Annotated in this window: 25 protein-coding genes; 7 read left to right on the forward strand and 18 right to left on the reverse strand. The window is 36.5% G+C overall.

The annotated features are described in order from the left end of the window. Nucleotides 1-150: 150 nt before the first annotated feature. The 7 genes from ND855_RS05495 to ND855_RS05525 form a co-directional block, all read right to left on the reverse strand. A complete protein-coding gene (locus ND855_RS05495) occupies nt 151-1,092 on the reverse strand; it encodes a hypothetical protein (protein ID WP_265357530.1) in 942 nt (313 codons plus the stop codon). Nucleotides 1,093-1,290: 198 nt separating this feature from the next. Beyond that, nucleotides 1,291-2,097, reverse strand: a complete 807-nt coding sequence (locus ND855_RS05500; protein ID WP_265357531.1) for a hypothetical protein — start codon at nt 2,095-2,097, stop codon at nt 1,291-1,293. Nucleotides 2,098-2,307: 210 nt separating this feature from the next. Next, a complete protein-coding gene (locus ND855_RS05505; protein WP_265357532.1) occupies nt 2,308-2,724 on the reverse strand; it encodes a putative toxin-antitoxin system toxin component, PIN family in 417 nt (138 codons plus the stop codon). Further along, on the reverse strand, nt 2,724-2,969 hold the full coding sequence (locus ND855_RS05510; protein ID WP_265357533.1) for a CopG family ribbon-helix-helix protein: 246 nt from the start codon (nt 2,967-2,969) through the stop codon (nt 2,724-2,726). Before ND855_RS05510 ends, ND855_RS05505 begins: the two co-directional genes overlap by 1 nt. A 259-nt stretch (nt 2,970-3,228) precedes the next feature. Next, nucleotides 3,229-4,149, reverse strand: a complete 921-nt coding sequence (locus tag ND855_RS05515; protein ID WP_265357534.1) for a hypothetical protein — start codon at nt 4,147-4,149, stop codon at nt 3,229-3,231. 208 nt (nt 4,150-4,357) lie between these two features. Continuing rightward, nucleotides 4,358-5,764 (reverse strand): KAP family P-loop NTPase fold protein, encoded by a 1,407-nt coding sequence (locus ND855_RS05520; protein WP_265357535.1) that lies wholly within the window; start codon nt 5,762-5,764, stop codon nt 4,358-4,360. 197 nt (nt 5,765-5,961) lie between these two features. Next, entirely contained in the window at nt 5,962-6,345 is a 384-nt protein-coding gene (locus ND855_RS05525) for a MerR family transcriptional regulator (RefSeq protein WP_238761893.1), read from the reverse strand. Nucleotides 6,346-6,437: 92 nt separating this feature from the next. On the opposite strand from ND855_RS05525, the gene merTP reads away from it, so the two are divergent. Next, complete coding sequence (gene merTP, locus ND855_RS05530; RefSeq protein WP_135689176.1) at nt 6,438-7,067, forward strand: mercuric transport protein MerTP; 630 nt, start codon at nt 6,438-6,440, stop codon at nt 7,065-7,067. 2 nt (nt 7,068-7,069) lie between these two features. Next, complete coding sequence (locus ND855_RS18820; protein WP_322113527.1) at nt 7,070-7,279, forward strand: GDCCVxC domain-containing (seleno)protein; 210 nt, start codon at nt 7,070-7,072, stop codon at nt 7,277-7,279. Between the two features lie 227 nt (nt 7,280-7,506). Here ND855_RS18820 and ND855_RS05535 read toward each other — a convergent pair whose 3' ends face one another. From ND855_RS05535 to ND855_RS05565, 7 genes are all read right to left on the reverse strand, one after another. Continuing rightward, nucleotides 7,507-8,655 (reverse strand): DGQHR domain-containing protein, encoded by a 1,149-nt coding sequence (locus ND855_RS05535; protein WP_265357536.1) that lies wholly within the window; start codon nt 8,653-8,655, stop codon nt 7,507-7,509. A gap of 2 nt (nt 8,656-8,657) precedes the next feature. Then, nucleotides 8,658-9,215 carry a hypothetical protein gene (locus ND855_RS05540; protein WP_265357537.1) on the reverse strand — a complete coding sequence of 186 codons (558 nt, stop codon included), beginning with the start codon at nt 9,213-9,215 and terminating at the stop codon, nt 8,658-8,660. Beyond that, a complete protein-coding gene (locus ND855_RS05545; RefSeq protein ID WP_265357538.1) occupies nt 9,166-9,981 on the reverse strand; it encodes a DNA adenine methylase in 816 nt (271 codons plus the stop codon). Before ND855_RS05545 ends, ND855_RS05540 begins: the two co-directional genes overlap by 50 nt. Nucleotides 9,982-10,413: 432 nt before the next feature. Further along, nucleotides 10,414-13,023: a DNA polymerase domain-containing protein gene (locus tag ND855_RS05550; RefSeq protein ID WP_265357539.1), complete on the reverse strand. Its 2,610-nt coding sequence runs from the start codon at nt 13,021-13,023 to the stop codon at nt 10,414-10,416. 54 nt (nt 13,024-13,077) lie between these two features. Then, the gene (locus ND855_RS05555; protein WP_265357540.1) at nt 13,078-13,335 is read right to left on the reverse strand and encodes a hypothetical protein; all 258 of its coding nucleotides are present in this window, start codon (nt 13,333-13,335) and stop codon (nt 13,078-13,080) included. Nucleotide 13,336: 1 nt separating this feature from the next. After that, nucleotides 13,337-13,945, reverse strand: a complete 609-nt coding sequence (locus tag ND855_RS05560) for a hypothetical protein (protein ID WP_265357541.1) — start codon at nt 13,943-13,945, stop codon at nt 13,337-13,339. 297 nt (nt 13,946-14,242) lie between these two features. After that, complete coding sequence (locus tag ND855_RS05565; RefSeq protein ID WP_265357542.1) at nt 14,243-14,620, reverse strand: hypothetical protein; 378 nt, start codon at nt 14,618-14,620, stop codon at nt 14,243-14,245. A gap of 286 nt (nt 14,621-14,906) precedes the next feature. Here ND855_RS05565 and ND855_RS05570 point away from each other — a divergent pair, with 286 nt between their 5' ends. Further along, a complete protein-coding gene (locus tag ND855_RS05570) occupies nt 14,907-15,584 on the forward strand; it encodes a penicillin-binding protein activator LpoB (protein WP_265357543.1) in 678 nt (225 codons plus the stop codon). On the opposite strand, the gene ND855_RS05575 is transcribed toward ND855_RS05570, so the two are convergent. The 3 genes from ND855_RS05575 to ND855_RS05585 are packed head-to-tail and all read right to left on the reverse strand — an operon-like array spanning nt 15,572 to nt 19,626. After that, the gene (locus ND855_RS05575) at nt 15,572-16,858 is read right to left on the reverse strand and encodes a hypothetical protein (protein WP_265357544.1); all 1,287 of its coding nucleotides are present in this window, start codon (nt 16,856-16,858) and stop codon (nt 15,572-15,574) included. The genes ND855_RS05570 and ND855_RS05575 overlap by 13 nt on opposite strands. 32 nt (nt 16,859-16,890) lie before the next feature. Then, nucleotides 16,891-19,137 (reverse strand): phosphoribosylformylglycinamidine synthase subunit PurL, encoded by a 2,247-nt coding sequence (gene purL / locus ND855_RS05580; RefSeq protein WP_265357545.1) that lies wholly within the window; start codon nt 19,135-19,137, stop codon nt 16,891-16,893. Between the two features lie 9 nt (nt 19,138-19,146). Next, nucleotides 19,147-19,626 (reverse strand): flavin reductase family protein, encoded by a 480-nt coding sequence (locus ND855_RS05585; protein WP_265357546.1) that lies wholly within the window; start codon nt 19,624-19,626, stop codon nt 19,147-19,149. 106 nt (nt 19,627-19,732) lie between these two features. Between ND855_RS05585 and ND855_RS05590 the strand changes: the two genes are divergently transcribed. The 4 genes from ND855_RS05590 to ND855_RS05605 are packed head-to-tail and all read left to right on the forward strand — an operon-like array spanning nt 19,733 to nt 23,196. Then, the gene (locus tag ND855_RS05590; protein ID WP_100727276.1) at nt 19,733-20,107 is read left to right on the forward strand and encodes a Fur family transcriptional regulator; all 375 of its coding nucleotides are present in this window, start codon (nt 19,733-19,735) and stop codon (nt 20,105-20,107) included. Between the two features lie 43 nt (nt 20,108-20,150). After that, nucleotides 20,151-21,971 (forward strand): DNA mismatch repair endonuclease MutL, encoded by a 1,821-nt coding sequence (gene mutL, locus ND855_RS05595; RefSeq protein ID WP_265357547.1) that lies wholly within the window; start codon nt 20,151-20,153, stop codon nt 21,969-21,971. 60 nt (nt 21,972-22,031) lie between these two features. Next, nucleotides 22,032-22,637 carry an RNA polymerase sigma factor gene (locus tag ND855_RS05600; RefSeq protein ID WP_233440819.1) on the forward strand — a complete coding sequence of 202 codons (606 nt, stop codon included), beginning with the start codon at nt 22,032-22,034 and terminating at the stop codon, nt 22,635-22,637. A gap of 4 nt (nt 22,638-22,641) precedes the next feature. Further along, nucleotides 22,642-23,196 (forward strand): LIMLP_12425 family protein, encoded by a 555-nt coding sequence (locus ND855_RS05605; RefSeq protein ID WP_265357548.1) that lies wholly within the window; start codon nt 22,642-22,644, stop codon nt 23,194-23,196. 14 nt (nt 23,197-23,210) lie between these two features. On the opposite strand, the gene ND855_RS05610 is transcribed toward ND855_RS05605, so the two are convergent. Then, the gene (locus ND855_RS05610) at nt 23,211-24,083 is read right to left on the reverse strand and encodes a hypothetical protein (protein ID WP_265357549.1); all 873 of its coding nucleotides are present in this window, start codon (nt 24,081-24,083) and stop codon (nt 23,211-23,213) included. Nucleotides 24,084-24,089 lie beyond the last annotated feature (6 nt).

Raw genomic sequence — 24,089 nt, forward strand, 5'->3', positions numbered from 1 at the left:
CTAGGCTAATCGACGTAGGCTGGCCCTGAGTCCCGGTAACGGGACGTTAGGGACTGGAACGACGCTTGCGCGAGCAAGAGGAGTGCCAGAAGCCTATGTGTCGCAGACCGAGCGAGGCCGCAAGTGCCGAAGCGAAGCGATTAGCCGCTGTTATGCGTAGTGTGGCTTGTTGCTAATTTCCTCTAATAATACATCTGGAGAATCAAAATTTTCCCAATTCCATTTTTTTAATAATTTAAGAGAATAATTTTTTTTAGGAGCAAACATTAACATCGAAAGTTTGTTTAGTTTTGTAAGTGGTAAGAGATTTCCATCTTCAATATAAGTATTTGAACCAGCAAAAGCAAAACTTTGTAAATTGATTAGATTCTTTATAAATTCAATTGTTGGAATTTTTCCTGAATCAGAAAGATCCAATACTTTCAACTTTTTTAGTTTAGATATTACATTAAAATTTTTGATTTGTTTTGAGCCATTAATAGTCAGCCATTCTAAATTTTCGAATAACTCTAAATCATCTAAATCAGAAAGTTTCTTACAATTGTATAAAGATAGTTTTCTAATATTTTTGAGTAATTTAATTTTTTTTAAATCAACTAAATCTGATCTATATATTTCTAATTGCACCAGTTCTTCATTGCTCCAATTTTCAGGTATGTATTTGGATTTAAATGAATCAATAGAAAGATTTTTTATGTTTATGCATTTGAAAATCAAATCTGCCCCTTTATTCCAGTATAGAAAGCATTTTTCTAGTTTTTTAAGATTTGAGAAATCTATTCCTTTTTTGATATGACATTGTAATGATAAGACTTTAAGTTCTGATAAATATTTTATTTTATCAAGGTTATCAATTGGAGTCGAGATTATATTTAGTAATTGAAAGTGGCTTAAATTTTCTAAAAAATCAAAATCTGTAGCCTTGGATCCTTTTACAAAATTAAAAAATAGTCCTAGAATATTGTTTTTTAAAACGAATTCAAAAACATCATTGTTCCATTCGCCTTCAAGTAGGATGCTTTTTATATGGTAGTTTTCTTCAAAATTTAACTTTGCTTTGTTTGTTTCGTAAGGATTGTAAGTAATATTCATATTTTTTAAAATTAATTGCCACATTACGCATAACGAACTAGACTAACCGACGTAGGCTGGCCCTGAGTCCCGACGGGACGGTAGGGACTGGAACGACGCTTGCGTAAGCAAGAGGAGTGCCAGAAGCCTATGTGTCGCAGACCGAGCGAGGGCGCAAGTCCCGAAGCGAAGCGGTTAGTTGCTGTTATACGCCGTTTTTTATAGAACATTATTCATCCAAATTAATGCAGTTCCAAATCCTTCGGAAGATAATCCAGTATTATAGCTTAACTCTTTTTTTATTGAATATTCTATTATATTTTCCGAAATTTCTTCCATGAGGTTTATTGTTAAAGCAAAATTAATGCCTGAATATTTTGAATAAGAAAGCACATCGTGAAGATTGTAACGAATTAAATTGTAATATGGATATGTTTCTTTTATTCTATTTCTATCCTTCCGGTTTTTTATCCAAAAGTAGATGTCTTCTTCCAAATTTCCGAAAACCATTGAATTATAGTTTCTATGGATTATATCATCTCTAATTTCTTTTAAGCTTAAAAACCAAGTTTGGTATTCTTTTAATAGTAGATAAAGTGGTTCATTTGTAAGTTCTACAAATTTTATTGATTTTTTATTAACAAATTCGGAAAGATCACTGTAAGAGTCAGGTAACTGTCCCTTTTTAGTAGCGGTAGCACTTATTAATAAAGCTAAATTATCGAATAAAGATCTAATTACTATGTGTGAATACTCAATATCTAGTGTTGTGAAACTTCCGAAAAGTGAGCTGAGTTTTTTATCTTTTAGTGCTTGTATTCGTGTATATTCAATTAGATAGAAAGTTGTCGCCAACTTCCAAATGTCTCTGGTTAATTCATTGGTTATTTTTGATAGATTATTTGTTTGTTCCTCTTTATTTATTTGGTAATGGAAAGAGAGGTTAGGGAAATGACCTTTCCAATTTGGTCCTATTTCATTATTTTTAATTAAGAGATTAGTATTTTTTATTTTTTCTTCTAACATTTTAAAAAATGGCGTATAACGAACTAGTGTTACCGAAGTTCCCCGACCCTGAGTCCCGGCGGGACGTTAGGGACTGGCATGTAGCTTGCGAACGCAAGGCGAATGCCAGAAGGGGAATTTGGCGTAGCCCGAGCGAGGCCGTAAGTGCCGAAGCGAAGCGGTAACATACTGTTATGCGACGTTGCGGGGAGCGACACGGATGTCGCACTCTTAGCTAAGTTCGTCTTTGATTCTTAAATATTCATCAGGCGTAATTATTTTTAAACCTTTGATTTTTTCAAGAGTAAGAAGATCCTTATCACCAGTAATAAGAAAATCTACATTTGCAGAAAAAGCAGTTTCTAAAATATGAAAATCATCCCTGTCTCTTAGATTTAAATAATCTTTCAGAGGTTTATTTTTGATAATAGTAGTAGAGTTTCTGATTTCTTCAATAGTGAACTGAATAAAATCATTGGGAAGTTTGATCTTAGGTTTTGCTAAAGTTTCTTCAATTTCATCGAGTATTTCATTTGAAATGTATCCAACAAAAGCCTCGTCGATTAAATCTTGTAGAACTCGTTTAGGTTTCCCATTAAATAGAATAGCAGAAATGTAAATGTTTGTATCTAGGAGAACTTTAAACATTAAGAAGCTTTTCTATTTCTTCTAACAGCTTTGATTTCTCCAAATATGTCAGTTTCTGTAAGATTTGATTTATCTATGGATTTAGTACCGAAATCGAAGATAGCTTGCCATTTAGATTTTTTCTCAATGTAAGCTCTGGCAGCTTCACGAATCAGTTCAGATCTGGATCTATGTTCTCTTTTTGCAATTTTATCGATTTCTTTTAAAAGTGCCTTTTCGAAAGAGATATTTACAGTCTGATTCATAATTTCCAGAATATACAAAATTTATATATTTGTCAAATCGATAATTTTTTAAGATTTCTTAAAACGCCACACGGATGTGGCGATTCTTCCCCGCTATGTTCGCATAACGAACTAGACTAACCGACGTAGGCTGGCCCTGAGTCCCGAATGGGACGTTAGGGATTGGCACGACACTTGCGTAGGCAAGAGGAGTGCCAAAAGCCTATGTGTCGTAGACCGAACGAGGGCGTAAGTCCCGAAGTGAAGCGGTTAGTCGCTGTTATACGAAGTTTCTCTTGTTAATAATTTTATTTTTTGTATTATTTCTATATTTTATATCTAAAATTTTAAATAATTTCATTAATGCTTTCTTGAATAATAAATCATATATCGACAGAGTTAGGAATCCAAATATTAGAGAAAAGAAATTATTTGCAGTTATATTTTGTAATAGTTCATTTACTGTATTTTTAGATTCGAAGCAAAAATATGCATAGATCATTGTAAATATGGAAAATGATATTAATGTATGAAAATTAGTTTTATATTCTCCGATTGAAAGATTGAATTTTAAGTCATTTTTCTTTTTTCTTGTGATAGTTTCATCCTTGCTTTCATTATAAATCGGAGAATCCAATTCGTATAATTTTACACCAAAAAGGATTTTTAAGATATTTTTAATTAAAAAACAGGTAAATCTATTCGTTGATGTTTTAAGAATGTCTACTAGAATTCCAATTTGAATAAGGACTCCATTTAATGTATACCTTGGAATTAAATGGTTACGTAGGCAGAAGGTAACGAGTCCTTTGAAATCAATTTTATCGTTTTCTAGATAAAATTCTTGCTGAAATATATCGAATCTTACTAAATCTTTAATTTCTATATCGACGGGATATAGTTTTAGTAAATTTCTATCCTTACTTTTTTCTAGTCTGAAACTGCCTGATTCAGGTTCATGATATAGCTCAGCTATTATGGTTATTTCGTATAAATTGTTTTGGTTTGTGTTTTCATTTTCTACTTTAAATCGTAATAATGAAAATGTATCTGTTTCAAGATTTATTTTTTTTATCCAGGAATTTGGATAAAACAATCGAAAACTAAAGCCATCTCTATTTAAAAAATGTCGGGGAGGACTGCAATTTTCATTTTTTGATAAATCAAACTTTGAAAGTAAAAAGATGCTTTTGGTATTCATAAAGTATTTGAGAAATTTCGTATAACGAACTAGACTTACCGAAGTTGTCCGACCCTGAGTCCCGGAAACGGGACGTTAGGGACTGGCATGTAGCTTGCGCAAGCAAGGCGAATGCCAGGAGGACAATTTGGCGCAGCCCGAGCGAGGGCTTGTCCCGAAGCGAAGCGGTAAGTCGCTGTTAAACGCAGTATTGGTTATGTAATATTATTTATACTGAAAAATTAGAAGATAAATCAATTTTGCTTAAAAGAAAATCTAGTATATTTAAACGGCGATAGTTTTGTTCTTTATCATATACGATTCTATTAAAAAAATCAGCCTCTGCTATAGCATCTTCCGGTTCTGTATTTGTTTGAATGGTGTTTTTGTTTTTATTTACTATTTCAGTTAGTTCTTTTTGTGAAATTATACTTATTTGAAGATATACTCTAAATATTTCTAAACGATAGTTTCCTTCATTATCATTATTGAGTTTGAAAGTTTCTATTTCGTTTTCAATTTCTATGAAGGTTGTATTTTTTTCCCTAAGTTTGAAGTAAAACTCTATATTTGTATTTTTGAAAAAGATTAAAAGTGTTAGTAAATGTAAGATAAGAAATTCATCCTTTTTAATCATCATCAGCGATATAGAGATTTCAATGAAAATTTGTTCCAACTTTCGCAAACTTACATTAGTAGCTTTTGAATACCTTTTTATACTTTTTATAAATTCACTAATCTCATAATTTCCGATCCCTCTATCTTGAAAACTTGTGAAAAAGTTTTCTATATTATACTCCATATAAAGATATTCTACATATTTATCTTTGTCTGGTAGAGGTAAGTTGTATTCTAAGTCAATGAACCGACGTAAATAGCCATCGGAATCTATGTTTTCACCATAGATTTTCTTTATTGAGTTAATAATTTGGATTTTATCCAAAGCTAAGACAAAAATAATTCCATTGATGGAGAATAGATGTTTAATTTTTTCTAATACTTCAATCGTGTAATTTGGGCGACACCGATCTAATTCATCTATAAAAATTATTATTGGTTTTTTTGTTTTTTCATAAAGAAACTCTGATAGTTCAGATAAGCTTGTTTTTAATGAGATTATGGTTTTTTTCGATTCGTCATATTTTTTTATCTGATCCTTAGCTAAATCTTCAGCAAATCCTGAAATTGCTTCCTCAGTAAAGTCACTTAAGTCAAGTAAACCTGCAGAGCCTAATTTTACTGCTAGTGGTATTGAATTTTTTAATAGTTTAGTAGCAATTTTTTTAGATTTATTAAAGAGTTCCTTTGTTTCATTTTTAACGTCTATTGTTACATTTAAATTATTAATACTATTTTCTAATTCACTTACAATTGATATAAGAGCATCATTAGAAAAGTCATTCTCCCAAGCACTGAAATAAATTGTATTGTATTTCTCAGTTTCTAAATATCCATTAAGCATTGAGAGAAATGTCGTTTTCCCCGTTCCCCATGGTGAAGTGATTGATAATACAAACGGTTCGGCTATTCGTTTGAATAATTCATTCAATATTAGTACGCTTTTTTTGCGATCGAATATATCTAATTCAAAAGGCGCAGTTTTATTTATTTCAAATTTTTTAATTTTTGTTTTCATGGGCGTTTTCCAATATTGCGTTTAACGAACTAGACTTACCGAAGTCCTCCGACCCTGAGTCCCGGTAACGGGACGTTAGGGACTGGCATGTAGCTTGCGCAAGCGAGGCGAATGCCAGAAGGAGGATTTGCCGCAGGCCGAGCGAGGCCTAGTGCCGAAGCGAAGCGGTAAGTCGCTGTTATGCGTAGTTTCCCATATTAAAACTTAAATTTGGTAAAAACATTACAAGATTTTTTATTAGGATTCTCTTCGCATCCTTTTATTGATTTGCTAAGATTATTCTTTATATTTATAAGTGAACGAAGCTTTTCTTCTACTTTTCTTAAATTTTTTTCGAGTATCATTTGCATATCTTTACATTTAAACTCAGAACTATACACTAACAAAATACTTCTAATTTCTGGTAGAGTAAATCCTAAATTTTTTAAAGAGCTAATAAATTGAACTATTTCAATATCTTTTTTTGAATAGTAACGATAATTATTTTCTTTTCTTACTCCTTCTAAAAGACCTTCTTTTTCATAAAATCTAATCGTTTCTCTAGTTAATTTACTTTTTTCTGCAAATTCTCCAATAAGCATAAATTTCCTTTTTTTTAAAAAAAACAGTAACTTTGGAGTATACTAGAGGGTTGTCATATATATTGTATAGGAAAATTTTTAGGAGAATCATCATGAATAAAAAAGATTTCAACGACAATAACTTTATCACTGTTGGAATTCTTGCGTCAATTTCTGCATCGTTATGCTGCATAACACCAATCGTAGGTGTTTTAGGGGGCATATCCGGAGTTGCCTCTACTTTCAGTTGGTTAGAACCCTACCGACCTTATCTAATCAGCCTGACTACATTGTTATTCGGGTTTGCCTGGTATAGAAAGCTCATATCTCTTAATCGAAAAGTGATCGCTTGTAAATGTGAAACGGATAATACTAAAACTCCGTCTTTTTTACAAAGTAAAACTTTTTTAGGTATTGTTACCTTACTTACAGGGATGTTACTAGCTTTTCCTTATTATTCCAATATTTTCTTTCGGATTTCAAAAAAAGACACAATTATCGTAGAGAGAGAAAATATTGCATTAGTTAAGATAGAAATTAAAGGGATGACTTGTGTCGGTTGTGAAGAAGCTGTCAACAAGGCGATATCGTCGTTATCGGGTGTTTTAGATGTAGAATCAAATCACAAAACTGGCTTTGCTAAAATAAAATATGATAAAAGTGAAGTGGATCCAAACGATTTTAAAAATGTAATTGAGAATAATATTGGATATAAAATATCCAATATTATAAAGGGAGAATAAATATGGATAACAAAAAAGAAATAATAACTACATCAATATTAACCTGCCCCAATTGCGGCAACCAGAAAGAAGAGGAGATGCCCAACGAGTCATGTCAATATTTTTATACATGTATTAAATGTAATTTTTTTATGAAACCTAAGCAAGGTGACTGTTGCGTATTTTGCTCCTATGGAACAGTTACCTGCCCACCTAAGCAAATGGAAAATTAGTGTTGCTAACGTTGAAAAATTTAGATCGTTCATTTTTGCTAATTTTGGGAAATTACGCATAACGAACTAGTGTAAACGACGTTCCCCGACCCTGAGTCCCATCGGGACGTTAGGGACTGGCATGCAGCTTGCGTATGCGAGCGAATGCCAGGAGGGGAATGTGTCGCAGACCAAGCGAGGCAGTAAGTGCCGAAGCGCAGCGTTTACGCGCTGTTAGTCGCAGTGCCTTATTTTAGGCCACATTCTTTTTTTAATAATAAAAACAAAGTAGAATGACCACTTGAGCCAGGAGCAAATTTTTGAGGAGTAAAATCTGTGCTTTTTATTTTTGCCTTATTCAATAAATCAAAAAAATCTTTTACACTAGGTATCTTGTTTTTGACTTTTAATTCGTTATAAACAGGACCTAGAAATTTAAAGAGAGCAATAATGCCAGTTGTTCTATTTAAAATATTTCCTTTAATATTTGAATCCCAGGCTTCTGGCCACTTTTGAGAAACTGCAGAGAAATAATTCCAGATTATTTTTGCGATAAATGCATCGTTTTCTTCAAGAAAATATTCTCTAAAAATATATTTGGCAGAATTTTTTTGATTTACCGACTCTATTTTCATTTTTTTGCGAAGTAAGAGTCTATCTCTTGGCGGGTTTTCGGAAACATACTGGAGTATACAGTCAACAAGAGTAGCTTGAGTGATAGTTTCTCTGTATTTATCATCTGCCTTTCCAAGTATCTTTATTTTATCTTTAAATGGACTTCCTTTTTCTGAATTTAGAAGTTTAACAATATTGTGACAAGTTTTTTGTGGACTACGAGATTTGGTGTATTCATAAAGATCATACACTATTGATTTATTTACCTTTGTTTGGGACTTATTGATAGTAGCAAAAACCATAGCCTGGTCTTCTATGTCCATATCTACAAATATTGTTACATTTAATTCAAAAGTCGAAGGTGCTGGAAATAGAGGTGACAAGAAAGCAGATTTTAATCCTTCTATTCTATGTTGCCCATCTATTACGTTTGCAATATTTTCTTTTTTTAATATTTTTAGTTTAGTCTTTTCTTTATTTATTACTATATTCTCCTTATTTGAATTGTGATCAAATTGTTTTATTGATAATATAATACTACTAGGAAAAGTAGCGTCTACATTTTGTACATAAAGACCTATTTCTTTTACTCTGTGTTGACTAAGTTCCCTTTGAATTCCGATTACTCTTTCGAAATCATCGTTACTTGATTCTTTTTCTATTCGTCTAATATCTGTTTGTGTAATTCCTACTAAATCATGCCAGTTGATTGAACAAATATAAAATGTTCCAATCGGCTGATTGATTTCTATGCATTTTGCTTCAATATATTCGGTTGACATAGTTAATCTCCGAGACGGGAAAAATCATGAGATAATTTAGACAATGCCTCTTCGCGTGATCCATGTATATCGGGCTTATAATAGGTTAGCGAAAATTGGATATATGCAGAAATGAAAAATGCTATTCCTGTGAGAATTGTTGCAGTCATTGTCGCAAACTTAAGATCGAAATTTTCTTCTATTTTTGGAATTCCATATCCTAGAGAACAAAACAAAAGAAGTATATATGATATATTTTTAACAAATCTAAAAAACCAATTTGATATTTTTTGGCCTTCATTTACTGCATATAGGCTACCTGTTAATAATGAAATACTATACAGAAAGAGTCCACCGTCTATAACAAATAATTCGAGTCCAGACCATTTCTTGACAAAGCTTAAAATGAAGAATGATAGATAGAATGGTAGCCCATTGGAGATAATATTTGTTAAAATACTATAATCCAGGGACTTAATGAACGCCTTATATAAGTTTGACTCTATAAATTGTTTAGATTTTTCCTTTAGTTCAGATAAGGTTTGTGAACAGAAATTCTGAAATTTTTCCACGGTGAGCATTTTTACCTCCAATGATAGAATGTCGTGAAATAATACTTGGTTTGGAGAATTTAGAATAAATTTTCGATATTGAAGCATGCTTTGCATTGCTTAATATTACATAGACACCTCTTTTATCGAGTTCCTGAATTATTTGAACAAGCATAATCTGATCTTCATAAGCGAATAGTTTTCTATTGTATTTTATAAATCCATTATTTTCGTGAGCGACCGTGTAAGGCGGATCAATATAAACAAGGTCACCTTTTTTTGGTCCTTTTAGGGATAATTCATATGGCTGACAAGTTATAATTGTATTTTTTAGTTTTGAATTTAAATGAAGTAATTTTAATATATCTTCTTTCATTAATTGTCTATGCCCATAAGGTACATTGTATTCGCCTTTTAGATTTTCGCGATAAAGTCCATTAAATGAAGTTCGATTTAGGAAAAAGAAATTAGCTGCTCTTACTAAAGGATCATCTGTTTTTTGTGATCTAATTTTGTAGTAGAATTTTTCACTGTTTTTATATTTAAGAAGTAGTTCGATGAGTTCATTTGGTTCTTTCTTAACTATTTTGTAAAAATTTATTAAGTTTGGATTAATATCAGAGATGTATTTTTTGTTTGTTGTTCTGATATTAAATGCGATTGATCCACCACCAATAAAAGGTTCGTGATAATCGTTGAACTTCATGCTTTCTGTAAGTTCAACAATTTTGGGAATAAGCCATCTTTTTCCTCCAGCCCACCGTAAGATTGGATTATATACTGATTCCTTGCCCATTTTTTAATTATCAGCCATTTAAACCAAAGCTCAATAAAAGTCGATTCAAAATAGGCATTGCGACTAACGAATGATCTCTGTAATGCGTTTAAAAAATTTTAATGTTTAGTAATCGCTTTAATGGTTATCTTCGTTTCTTTGTTTGGTATCTGTATTTCGTTTAACACTCTTGGTTGGTTTTTTTTCGTATTGTATTTTTGATGCTATTTTCGTATAAAAAATGCGCCTCTTTTTTTATGGGACATAATAAATCGTTCATCGTTTTCTTGGTTTAGGGATAGGCATAGCTTCGCCCCCTCAGTCCCATTGAGTAAAAAGTGAATCTGATTCTTATTTCGAACATTTTGAGTTCAAATATTTTTTTGTTTGGTGGTCTTTTTTATCGTTTAACACGAGACTCTTTAGAACTTTTTGTTGTATTTTTTTTGTAATTTATGCAATAAAAATGGAATTCGTTTTGTTGATTGTTTTATTGTAATTTTGATCTTTTTCGAATGAGAAGGGTAAGAATGTTTCGTCGCTGATTAGTATATCAAAGTTTTTGAAAGTGGAGATTCCAATCCATATTTCTTTAAAACATTTTACCAATAGATTTCTGTAGTATTTTTCATCATATTTTGGTGTTTTGTTGCTCATTCCTTTAGGGTTCAGATTCAAATTTGTGTAGTTGTTTTGTGAATTGTCTAAAAACTGATCAATTCCATTCGAATGTAAGTTTATAGTATTTTCATTTATCCTATTTTTCTTTTCTCTTGTTTGGGTTGTTGCATGTGTTACAATCTCATTTTCCTTTTGTATTTGGTTTGTGAATTTATATTTTTCTGAATAGTTTTGTGGGGTAGGATCCATTTGGGTTTGGTTTCTGCTGGAATGTATCTTTTCATTTTGCTTTAGTTTATTTTCCATTCGTTCTAGGGTTAGGTACCTCTCTCCTTTTTTTTCAGATTTTTGATTGATTACAATGTATTTGATTTTTTCACCAGCTTGCACACGAACCCCCATGCCAAGTAGGTCTTTAACGGCAATGGTGCTAGGTGCATCAACGGTATAATCTTCTGGTTCTTTTGAAGTCGATTTTTGGATAACCAAATCTTTCCAATTAAGATCGCCTTTTACAAGTTTGTTGTCATAATGGTAGAAGATTTTCATGATTTCAGATTCTTTTTTTTGCATTTCAGCAATTGTTTTGAATTGGCACATCCATTGGATCATTTGGTTTTGAGCTTCACGAATTAATTTTGGAAAGTCTTTCCTTCTTGTGATGATGCCCCTGCCTTTGAATTGGCCATTGGTAAATCTTCCCATATAACGATTTGCTACTGGTAGTTTTTCATCTTGTGTAGAAGGTGGAAAACATAACCAAGAATAAATCCCTTCTACTTCCATCCGTATTTTTGTACGTTTTTCTATTTCTAAACAAAGGAATGTTAGGTCTTCTTTTGTAATGGGACTATGATCCTTTTTCTGAATGAAGATACTATCTGTGATTCCATGTACAACCTTGAATTGATATTCTTCCGATACTTCTTTGGCGGTGATCAGTTTTTCTCGGCCAAAAGCGGTAACAGCTTCATGGCTTTCGAGTTTCCCAAATTTTGCATTTCGATAACCTAAATAACCAAAGGAGGTAACTAACATCCATTTTAAACTTGATTGTTTTGATTGGATATTAATGGCATTGGGATGATTGTTTTTTTTTTGTTCTTTATAGTGATTTCGTCTTTGGACTATGTGAGCCAATGCTTCCGAAACGATGCCTTTCCTTTTCGAACAAATTCGATAACCAAGTGAAGGAACCCTTTCTATGTCGGTTGAGTTTTCGCAACAGAGACAGTTGATGGTTTCAGGTGAAACGTTGTGAGTTACCATGATACTCGGATACATTTGGGAAAAATCAAGTTGTGCTACGTTTTCTAAAACAAATCCATTTGATATATCAGCCTGGAAAACAAGTCCTCCTTTATCAGCATTTAACAACTGCAAGGCAGATTTTTCTGATTCAAGAGCACTTTTTTGCCAAGGCACAAGGTAGTTCATACGAAGAGCAACATCAACTTCAATGTAAGTGAGTGCCTTTCCCGTGGATGCTCTTGCCATTTTTTGAACAGGTAATCTGGAAATACGAGAAAGCTCAATGATACCAATTAGTTCTGCTTCTTTGTATACAAAACTATTTCGGGAATCGATATGCCATCTGCCAAACAATGGATAGGAAGGTGCTCTGTACACGATAGTGCCGTAAGTATTGAAACTTGTTCCCTGCGTTTGGATGGAACGCCGAATCAAACTTGTTTTATCTCTATCGAATTCTGTTGTTAGGTGGTTTTCTTGAGCTGTTTTGAATAAGTAGGGAAAAATGACTTGGTCACCAAAAGATGATAAAACAATATCTGGATTGTGTTTCAGAAAGATTTCGTTTAGTTTTTTGATGAGTGTGATTCCATTGCCTGTGGGGATATTGTAGTTTTCATTGGAAGTTTCGATGATTAAGTTATTTTCACTGAAGGGATGTCTATGGCTTTTTTCTAAGTAAAGAGAAATTGCAAGTAGTTCCGGTATTTCATAGTCCAATTCATTTAAATCGGTCAGGGATTTAATGGTTTTAATTTGATTTAATCTATTTTTAGTAGCTTCATATTCTATTGTAACATAACAAAGTGGATAAATTTTTTTATCTACCATGTATCCAGTAGTGATTTCAATGTCGGAATGGTAGATGTCATATTTTCCGTACAAATTAAAAAGTTTGTTTGTGATTTTAGGAAGGAGTTGTGGTTTTGAGATGACAAGTTTTAAAACGGGTATTGTTTTGTTTTGGTAAAACAGTCTTTTTTCTGTGAAGTTCGGTATTTCTGCTAAGGCATCTAATTCATAAAATCGTTTGACTAGTTTTTTTAAAATAGTGGGTGAAGCGTTTGCATAAATAACAGGAAAGTATTCATCAACAAAAAGTTTTAATTCACCTGAGTCAGATTTGATCCAAATGTAAATTTTTTGTTCTGAGTGGTAGATATCAAATAGATAACCATTGTAAGTTTCCATTTTGAGCTGGACTTGAATTCACTTCAGAACTATCATTTTGGGAATTAATATTCGCTAAAGTTTAGTTTCTTCCGGAAATTTCCTTTTTAGTTCATTTAACTCTTTTTTTAATTCAATCATCATCGATAAAAGCATAGAATCAATTGGATAGGGGAGTGAAGCCATTACACCAGCTTGCACCTGTAATTTGGCGATTCGAATGAGATCATCATAAATCTCTTGGTCCACTTTTCTGAGTGCTCTTCTGAAATCAGATAAGTTTTCTTCGATTTGTAACATTTGACGTGAATAAGGGGAAATGGTTCGTCCCATTTTATGCTCCAGTGATAGATGTTTTTCTTGTGCGGATCCTTGAGAGTCCTTTTTCTGTTTTGAGTTCCCATAGGGTTTGAGAAGCCCGTAAAAGTTTTGGGAAAAAAAGTTTAAAATTTTTATGAGAATAGGTCCATGATTCAATGACAAGAAGAGGGACATTTTCTGTTGGAAATTTTTCAATAAAACCAAGCATCAAATTTAATAAATAAATTCCTTCGTCATCTTTTACATCCCCATCCAGAAATTGTTTACAAGGGGCTAACAAGAAATAGATGGTATTTTCTCTTTTTTCTTTCAGAATATTTTGGAGAGCATCCAGGATTTGGTAAGGGGTGAAAGCTCTTTGGATTTGAATTTGTTCCAAAAAAGGTTCTGGGGCTAAGTTTTGTTTCCTTGTCTCTTCTGTTATGGTGAAGGGATTGAAGCGGATGGCACAATCCAAGTTAAACACCTGGAAACCTGAACAAACCAGTGCGTATTGCCAATAGTGGGCAAGTTTGTACATCCCCCTTTCTCCCGTCAGAAGTCCCAAATCCTTTTGGTTCCAATTTTGTATTGGTTCGTAGATATTTGTGGAAGAGTAGTGGGTTTGTTCCGCGAGATCCATAATACTATCTATATGTATAGTAAAAATATGTAAAGTGAAATTTCCCTCGTTATCTTTTTTCACTCCCTGTAAAATCCGAAGAACAGGATTTAAAGAGACATAATTCGAAAAAAATATTTAAGATCGGTTCTAAAACCATAGCGAATCCAACGGTTACTCAATGAAAATCAAATGTTGGAACGGTAGTAATCGAGTAGAGGGAGGAATGGAAACATTCAAATAAACGTTGGATGCAAAAGGAAAAACGACCAACATCGATGAATACACGTTTGGTGGTCGTTTGTTTGTGAGGAAATTTTAGAGAGGAGGGACTTCTCCAACCGTTTTTACACCCGTTACAAAATATCTGGTTTCAGCAAAACAACTGAAGGGAACACCAATGTGTTCTTCGTATTCTAATACCACACGTTTACCAATAGAACCGTTTAAATGTTCGGCTATCGATTCATCACGGATGCTGAAATAAAACTTTTCGGTCATTGTACCTGGCATGGTCACAAGTGCCATTTCACCTTCCCAAGTTTTACAAACCCAACCTTTTTTGGAGAGTTTTTGGATGTAACCGGCACGGTCTCCTTCCGAATAACTCCAAGTGAGGGTAAGCCAAGTATAACCCGCAAACAGAATCGCGAGTAGGATAAGGAATAAACTGAAACGAAAGATGAATTTGCCCATATATTAATGCTGAAGTATGCCAATGGAAACAAAACTTTCAAGACAATATTTCTTCGAATCTAGGAAACAAACCCTAATAGATTGAGTTTGCGCCAAGGATACGGAGGGCTTGGTCTGCCCATGGCAGACGGGAGCGAACGCGCACCCCTGAGTAGCCTGGTCCTGTCACGAGAACGGTTTGGTGTTGGATCGAATGAGGCGCCAAAACCATAAGCCGGCCAAAAGATGAACAAGTTTTCAAAAAAATAAGGAATTGAAGGGAAACGATTGTGAAAAATGAGACTTCATGGTAGAGGAGACTCATTGGGTGGCGGGTCCAGTTCCCCACCCAAAATCGGGCGGGGATACCACCGCAAACTTCTTGCCAAACTCCAATTCCCATCCCAAACTAACACCTATGCATCAGAAATTTTTAATTTTTTTCGTATCGTTTATTCTTGTTAGTTGTTCGACTGCGACATCTTACCAAAAACCAGAAAACGCCAAGGCCACCAAACAATGGGGGGTTGTGGAAGTAAAAGAAACTGTAAAAAGTATGAGCCATTCTTTATCAGTATATTATAAAACAGAAATGAAGACTGGTTTTTTAGAATGGAGAAAGTTACAGAATAGTACGTCGGAACATATTGATACAAAACTAATTACCAATGAAATTCTAAACCAACTTACAAAAGATAAGATTCCTTTTGTTGATACCTCTGTTCGGGAAGATGCAACCAAAGAAATGGCATTTGGAAAAACAGGAATGGTTTCTTCCGATTCTCGTTTGGCAGTTGGAAAGTTTAAGTCCCCATCCCATCAAATTAAAGGTGAGATCAATGAAGTAGTTAATTTCGAATCAGGAACAAAAATTCAATACATCACAGTGACTCTTTTTCTTGTGAGTTTGGAAACGAATCAAATCGTTTGGAGTGAACAAACTAACTTTCTTAAAAAAAGCCGAGTAGAAGGTTACGGGTTCTGAACATCCGGAACAAATCCAAACCTAACTTTGATTTTCCCCATAGCGGGCGTAAGGTGGTAAGTGACAGGGCCTTGGTTTGAAGTCAAGGTTGGTTCGTTTAATTTTGTTTTTGATTTACCAATCCACACATATTCAGGGAAAAAACGGACATATCTGTATTCATTGGATACATCCAAATCTTCTTTGATATTTGTTTTGGTTTGGTGGATGGACCTGCCAATCCATTCACGACCTAGTTGAAACCCAGCAACCATGGTAACAAATCCAAGTCCCATCACTTCACCTGAGCGTATTTCTGCACCTATATACACAATTCCAGCACCGAGTGCAATGACAGTCACACCAGCAAGGATGGAACCTGTGATCTTAAGAGTCCCTTTTGTTCCTTCCTTGATTGCTGTTGCAGACATCAATTGGAAGTATTTAGAATCTTGGACGAGTTCTGCGATTTCATTGTCTCGGATGAGATGGCGTTCGTACCATCCCAATGTTCCTTTTTCTAAACTCAATTGGATGGATTTGGATTTGTCGACAAGTAGGAGAGAACTTTGTTTTCCAGAAGTTGTAAACTTCAGATTCCTTAGACCACGGATAAAATTGAGATTGGCAGAAGGATCCATTTCTGGTTCGGCACCTGGACCCCCAAACACAAAGATAAACTCACCATCCATTGGAACCATCTCGTTTGCAAACGAACGAATTGTTGAAGATTGTGGTTTCATTTGAGTCGCTCTACGAAAATCCACCATCGCTTCTTCTCTGGCACCAGTTGAAAGCCATAGAGTTGCAAGTAATAACCGTAAGGTGGGGTCATCAAACTGGCCTTCTGCGCTCCATTCTCCACTTAACAAATTACCAGCATACCTTGCTTGGATTTTTGCTTTTTCATATTGTTCCACTCGTGAATAGTAGAGTCCTAGTAAGATGTGTAAGTAGATGATTTCTGCTTCTGATGCATAATATCCATCTTCTGATTCCATATAAAAAAATGATTTTAGAGTTCTAGAAGCACTAAATCGTAGGCGTTCTTTACTTGCTTCTGCGAGAGATTCCAAGTCTTGGAATTCTCTTCCTCCAGAAAGAAAGGAAAGATGAGCTTTTTCTAATACAGCAATAAAACCTTTTCGTTCGTTTCGAGGTAACGTTGTGAGTGCATTGTCAATCGCTGCTTTTTTGTAAGAACGAAGGGAATCTTCATAGTCTTGGCGTTTTGCAAGACTTGTACATTGGATTGTGAAAATGAGAAAAAGGAACCAAACAGGAAGAACACGCATCTGGCATATCCTCCCTGTAATTTGAAACTTGTCTATTCGAAATAGGATTTTAATCCACTTTCAAATTCCACTTCAAGTGATTTGGTTGTCCATTCCCAATGAAAACCCTCTCCTTTGACGGAAAGGGAGTTTTTAGAACTTGATGTTCCTAAGGAATAAAATGACAAACCATTCTTTTCAAACGATTCTTTCACTTTTGCTTCATCCTTTGGTAGATAACTCACAATAAAACTAGCACCTGTTTCACCAAAACACAAAGTATCTAACCTTGGAATTTTTGTTTGTAATTCACTTAGGTTGGCTTCGATTCCTTTTTTCCCAACAATCACAATTTTTGCGAGTGCTACAAGGAGGCCACCGAGTGACAAGTCTTTGGCGGAGGTCAAAATTCCTTGTTTGCGGCATTGGATCAGGGCATCAATGGTTTGTTTTTCTTTTGCTAACGATATTTTTGGAATGGCACCTGTATCAAGGCCTTGGGACCTGTACAAATACTCAGAGGCAGAAATTGTGGGTAAAAAATCACCAACAAGTGCATACTTCACTCCTTCGTCTGTTTTGGGGTAGGTGCGTAGTCCTTTCGATACATCATCAATCACTCCCACCATACCAATGGTAGGTGTTGGAAACACAGGTCCTTCGGGGGATTCGTTGTAAAAGGAAACGTTTCCACCCGTAACAGGGAGTCCTAGGAAACGACATGCATCCCCAAGGCCTCTCACACATTCACTGAACACATAATAGTTTTCTGGGATGTAGGGATTTCCAAAGTTGAGGTTGTTTGTCACCCCATAAGGTTCGGCACCTGTTGCTGCAACGTTTCTTGCCGATTCACAAACCGCAATTTGTGCCCCTTCGTATGGGTTTAAATAGGTATAACGTGAGTTACAGTCTGTGGCGACAGCAATCCCTTTTTTGGTTCCAGGGATTCGGACAAGACCACCGTCTTCACCAGGTTCTACTACTTTGACAAGACCCACTTCTGTGTCGTATTGTTCGTAAAGTGGCCTTCTGGAACTGATGTTTAGGGAAGATAGTAGACTATTGAGAGATTGAGGGACTGTGTCAGGTTTTAGATCGGGGATTTTGTTTGGATCAAATTTTACCACCTCATCTAAGTAAGATGGTCTTTTTTCTTCCCTCACATACCTTGGGGCACCACCACCAAGGACAAGGGATTCCGCTGGGATTTCCGCTTTGAGAGATCCGTTTTTACGAATGCGCAAAATTCCGTCACCAGTGACAGTTCCGATCTCAACTGCATTTAACCCCCATTTGTGGAAGATGGAAACAAGTTCTCCTTCTTTTCCCACTTCTGGGATCACAAGCATACGTTCTTGGGATTCGGATAACATGATTTCATAGGCATTCATGTCCCCTTCGCGGAGTGGGACTTTGTCTAAATCCACATCCATTCCCGTTTTTCCTTTGGCACTCATTTCAGACGTGGCACAAGAGATTCCTGCTGCACCCATATCTTGGATTCCGACAAGGAGTTTCTTTTGTATGGCTTCGAGGGATGCTTCCATCAGAAGTTTTTCCATAAAGGGATCTCCCACCTGAACGGCGGAACGTTTTTCTTCTGATTCTTTGGTAAGGTCTTTGGAAGCAAAACTTGCACCATGGATCCCGTCACGACCAGTCGTCGCACCAACAATGTACACTTTGTTTCCCACTTGGCCTTTGGTAGAAGCAGAAGCCATTTCATCGTGTTTGGCGATTCCCACAGTCATTGCATTCACAAGTGGATTTTTAGTAAAGGTAGGGTGGATAAAAAGTTCACCACCACCCACAGCGATTCCGAGAGAGTTCCCATAATCACCAATCCCTTTGACCGCACGAGTGAGTAAGTATTTATTGCGAGGTTCTTTTGGATCACCAAACCGAAGTGAGTTGAGGGAAGTGATGGGGCGTGCACCCATCGTAAAAATATCACGCATGATCCCACCAACGCCAGTTGCGGCACCTTGGTAAGGTTCCACAGCCGTTGGATGGTTGTGACTTTCAATTTTAAATACAACCGCAAGGCCATCCCCAATGTCCATGGCTCCAGCGTTTTCTTCTCCAGCTTGTGCTAGGAGTTTGTCAGATTTTGTAGGAAGGGTTTTTAGTTTTAAGATTGAATTTTTATAAGAGCAGTGTTCCGACCACATGGCAGAAAAAATTCCGAGTTCTGTTGAATTGGGAATCCTTCCTAAGATTTTTTGAATTTCAACAAATTCAGTTTCGGTAAGTCCGTGTTCTTTTGCTTCTTCCAGACTGACTTTCTCTTTTTCCATGGTATATCCTTAAATGAGTTCTCTATAATTGCGATTGAAATAGAGAAGGGGTGAACCTTCCTTTGTGGCCACAGCTTCCACAAGTCCGAGGAAAATCCAATGATCACCTGCATCGATGATTTGGTGCACCAGGCAATCCAAAGAAGCTAATGCACCCTCTAAGATGGGAGCTCCGGTGGAAAGAGTTCCTGGGTTTAGGCCTTCCAAAACAACCGCTTTGTCCAGAGAACCAGAAGCAAAATCAGCGGAAATTTGTTTTTGTTCGGCAGAAAGAATATTCACAGCAAAGTTTCCAGCCGTTTCGATGGCTTCTTTTGCCTTGGAATGTTTTGCCAGACAAAATAAAACTAACGGTGGTTCTAAGGAAACAGAAGAAAAACTAGAAACAGTCACTCCTCCTTTTATGGTCTTTGATGCATAGGTAATGACGGATACACCCGACGCCCAATGGGAGAGAGAAGATTTAAATTGGTCTGTTGCTACTGGCATAATGGCTCCGTATTGACAAATATCAATTTCTGGAAGGATTCTAAAATCGAAATTCCAATTGACCCCACACTATTTTTGAGAGTCTCATTAGGGAAAGGGATTTCCTATGAAAGCACTGACAAAACACAGAGAATTGATTTTACAAGACTTGAAAGAAAGACACGACCATCCAACTGCAAAAATGGTATTTGAGTCGGTCAGGGACAAAGCAGATAAAATCAGTTTTGCCACTGTTTACAATTCTCTCGAGTATTTAGTAGGCCACAAACTCGTGAACAAACTCAATATTGAATCGGAATCCGTTCGTTATGATGCCTTCCTTGACGACCATTCGCATTTGATTTGCCATTCTTGTGGGACCATCCTTGACGTTCCTGCACTCAAACTGGACGAAAGCACAGACTGGAAAGCGATGGGATTTGTGGCAGACCACATTGACATTGTGGTTTCTGGCACTTGTTCTTCTTGTAAGTCCCACTAAAATGTAATAGAAAGGGAGGTTTCCCCTCCCAAGCTTGCCCAATATGGGCATCATCCATTCCCTTTCTCCCGACCTCATCAACCAAATTGCAGCGGGAGAAGTCATTGAATCCACACATTCCATCTTAAAAGAACTCATAGAAAATTCCATCGATGCAGGTGCTTCCAAAATTGAAATCGCAACGGAAAGTGCTGGCCTTGGCCGTATCCTTGTTTCCGACGATGGACATGGGATCACAAAAGAGGATCTACCTCTTGCCATCAAACGGTATGCCACAAGTAAAATCCAAAACTTCCATGACTTAGAACACCTCTTTACCTTTGGGTTTCGGGGGGAAGCACTTGCTTCCATCGCTTCCGTGGCAAGGCTTGTGATTGAGTCTGGAACGGAGGGAAACCGCACTGCAAACCGTGTGGTGGTTGAAGAGGGGAAAATTGTTTCCGAAGAAGAGATCCCGTTTTTCCAAGGGACAAAAATTGAGATCAAAGATTTATTCTATAATACGCCCGTTAGGCGGAAATTTTTAAAAACCGAATCAGGGGAAGAGAAAAAAAATAGAACGAGAGTACAGACCATGGCACTCGGAGAACCGAACATCAGCTTTCGGTACGTACAAAATGGAAAGGAAGTATTTTTTGTCCAAAAAGAAGAACCACTGGAGCGAGTGCTTTCCATTTATGGTGAAAATCTCCGTGATCATCTTTTACCAGTAAATACAAGTCGGAATGGGATGACCTTACGAGGATATATCTCCCATCCAGATTTTTATAAATCTTCAAGGACGGGTCAGTTCTTTTTTGTGAACAACCGTTCCGTGGAACTCAAATTTTCAGCACAAATTCTCAAACGTTGTTATGGAGAGTTATTACCTAGTGGTGCCTTTCCCTATGCATTTTTGTTTTTTGACCTCCCTCGTGAATTTGTGGATGTGAACGTCCACCCCCAAAAAAAAGAAGTTCGGTTTTTATCAGAAGAAACCATCACAGGGATCCTTTACCAAGGCATCACGGAAGTTTTACGCACATCCACTCCTGTGGAATTTTTAGAAATGCGCCGAAGGTTATCGATGCCCATTCCATATGATAACAATAGGAATGAATCTTCGTTTGGTGAAGGAGGATTGGGATTTGGATTGGGCAGTGGGTCCTCATCCCACTTTGGGAATCAAACCGAAGGAAGTCCACTCCTTGGACCGAGTTCCATCGAAGGAAGGTCTGGATTTTCGCTAGAAGGAATAGGGGCTGGTACAAACTTACATTTATTAGGTGAAAATTTATCCAAACACCATTTGTTTGTTCCCAAAAAACACTTCGGTGTGATTTTTGAAACCTTTATCCTAGCCGAAGCGGAAGATGGTCTCTACATCATTGACCAACACACGGCCCACGAACGGATCCGTTATGAGGAAGTATTACGGGATCTCAAATCGAAAGCCTATAAATCCCAAAGCCTACTCACTCCCATTCGTCTCGAGCTCACAAAAGAAGAAGCCGAAGAGATGATCGCAGAAAAACAAAGGTTTAGTGAACTTGGGATCACCCTCGAACCTTTTTCGGGAGGTACAATCCTCATCCGAGAGGTTCCTTCTTATATTGATCCCGGGAAAGAAACGGAAACTATCCTCGACCTTTGGGAGCGGTTCAAGTCCAAAGACCCAGAAGAAAGAGAGTTGTATGACGAAATGGCAAAATGTGTCGCGTGTCGCTCTGCCATCAAAAAAGGGGACCAAGTCTCAGACCCCATCATTGGGGAACTCTTACAAAGGCTTTCGTACTGCGAAAATCCTTCCCTATGCCCTCACGGTCGGCCAACACTCATCAAACTGACACGAAAAGACCTAGAGACCATGTTCCATAGGATCTAAACTGCCAAACGAATCCGAAAAACATTGATTGATTTATCGCTTTCGAAATTCTAGGTTCTGATGCCAAGACCCTTAGAAGGCAAAAACATGACCCTGCGTGAGAAGGAAAAAATCCTGCTCCAAAAAATCAAAGCAGGGGATCCGACTGCCTATATGACACTTGTCTCTCCTTTCCGAGAGAGACTCTTCCGAAAAGCAGTTTCCATGGTCAAAGACGGCGATGACGCCGAAGACATTGTCCAAGACGCTCTCATTTCTGGTTACAAATCCATCCAAAACTTCCGTGCCGAGGCAGGCGTTTACACTTGGCTCTACCGCATTGTGGTCAATAAGTCCAAAGACTTACTTGCCAAAAAGAAACGCGGGCGTGAAAAACCCATGGATGACTCAGGGGATAACCAATTTGTGGATTCCCGTGTCGGATATGAAAAAAAATTGGAACTTTCTGAAGAATCGAGTTATCTAATGAGTAAGATTGCACTCTTAGAAGATTCCTACAAACAAGTTCTCGAACTTCGTTATTTTGAAAACCTTTCTTATAACGAAATTGCCGAGATTATGGAATGTAATGTTGGAACGGTTAAGAGTCGTCTCTTTAAGGCGAAGGAGTTTTTAAAGCACCTCATCCAGAAAGACGAAAAAGGAGAAGGTTTCTTTGAAAAATAGGTTTATGAATTTAAAAGATTGGTTTCGTGCTCAATACCCAGGTCTTTTCCCAGAAGACACGGATTCAGTGGTTTTAGAGAATAAAATTTGTTCTCTGTTCCAACACATCAAGGAAAAGGAAGATACCATCCTGCCTCGAATGTCAAATGACTTTGATGTCAGATTGCTGAACCTCCTAGAATCAGTTTCCATTGATCGTCCCACAGAAAAAACCTCCTTCTCCTTCCGGGATCTCATTGAAAACCGCACAGTTCAGTATTCCTTTTCAGCTGTGATGGCTGTGAGTTTGGTATTTGTTCTCTTAAACCGTTCCCAATCGGAAACTACCTTCACAAAAAATGATTCTGCTGGAGTTGTGATTGAACAAAACAATTACCAATATGAACCTACAAGCATTGATTTAAGTGAACCTTACCAAAAACGAGTGTTACTCGATCATTTACGTTCGGCACCAGGTTCCGTCTATGGACTTCGCGAACTCGAACTTTACTACGAAAAAACAGGTAGGGATGCTGCAGCTGAAGAGCTCCATCTCCTCATTGAATCCGTAGAAAAATAATTTAGAAACTAAAATTAAACTAAGTTTTTAGCAAACAAAACGGCATCCCGTGAACGGATGTCGTCAGCAGTTTTGAGGATGGCAAGGGCAAATTGTTCAATCCTTGCTTCCAATCGAAAACTCCCCCCACTCCTTTCTTTACTCTCTGTTAGGCGTTTTAATTCACTAAACCAAATCTGAATGGTACCTTCATCTTTTTTGCCACCGGTGACAAAGAGTCCTTCTCTCCATGCAAGTACAGGCACGAGTTCTTTCATATCTTCTTCTTTTTGGCTAAAGGAATTTGCTTTTTCGATGAGTTGGAGTAAAGGTGGCCAGCGTACAATGGTATAGGGAAAGAGTTGTGGGTCATTTAAAAAGGCAATGCGGTAATTATCGATACCTTCTTTTTCTTTTCCAGTCATCACCTGGGATTCTGCTAGATAATACAAAAGGACAGGTGATTGTTTATTCCCACCATATAAAAGTACTTCAATGGCCATCGAATAGTCTTGGATTTTGATGAGACTTCGGGCGAGGTCACCTAGCAACTCTTTGTCGAGAGCATTTGATCCTTCCCATTGGTAAGCAAGTTTGAGATGGTCTCTTGCTTCTTTTAAGATACAATCTTGTGTGACAATAAAACTGTCTGTGTTTTGAAACCCACGTTTTCGCACTTCCGTTTCAAAATCAGAAAAAAGTTGGAGGAGTAATTTTCCCCGTTCCTTTCCTTCCCTTGTTTTTAAAATGAGATCGAGTCTGTGGTCCCAAAAACTTGCGATATAAAATCCACTGATGGTGGCAATGTCCTCGGGATCACGATCCAGAAGTACAGAAAAGATAGATTTAGCAGTTTGAAACTCACCATTTCCAAGATAGGTAAGTGCTTCTTCCGACTTCTGGATCATTAGAGA

The sequence above is a fragment of the Leptospira paudalimensis genome (genome assembly GCF_026151345.1).
Lineage (GTDB): Bacteria > Spirochaetota > Leptospiria > Leptospirales > Leptospiraceae > Leptospira_A > Leptospira_A paudalimensis.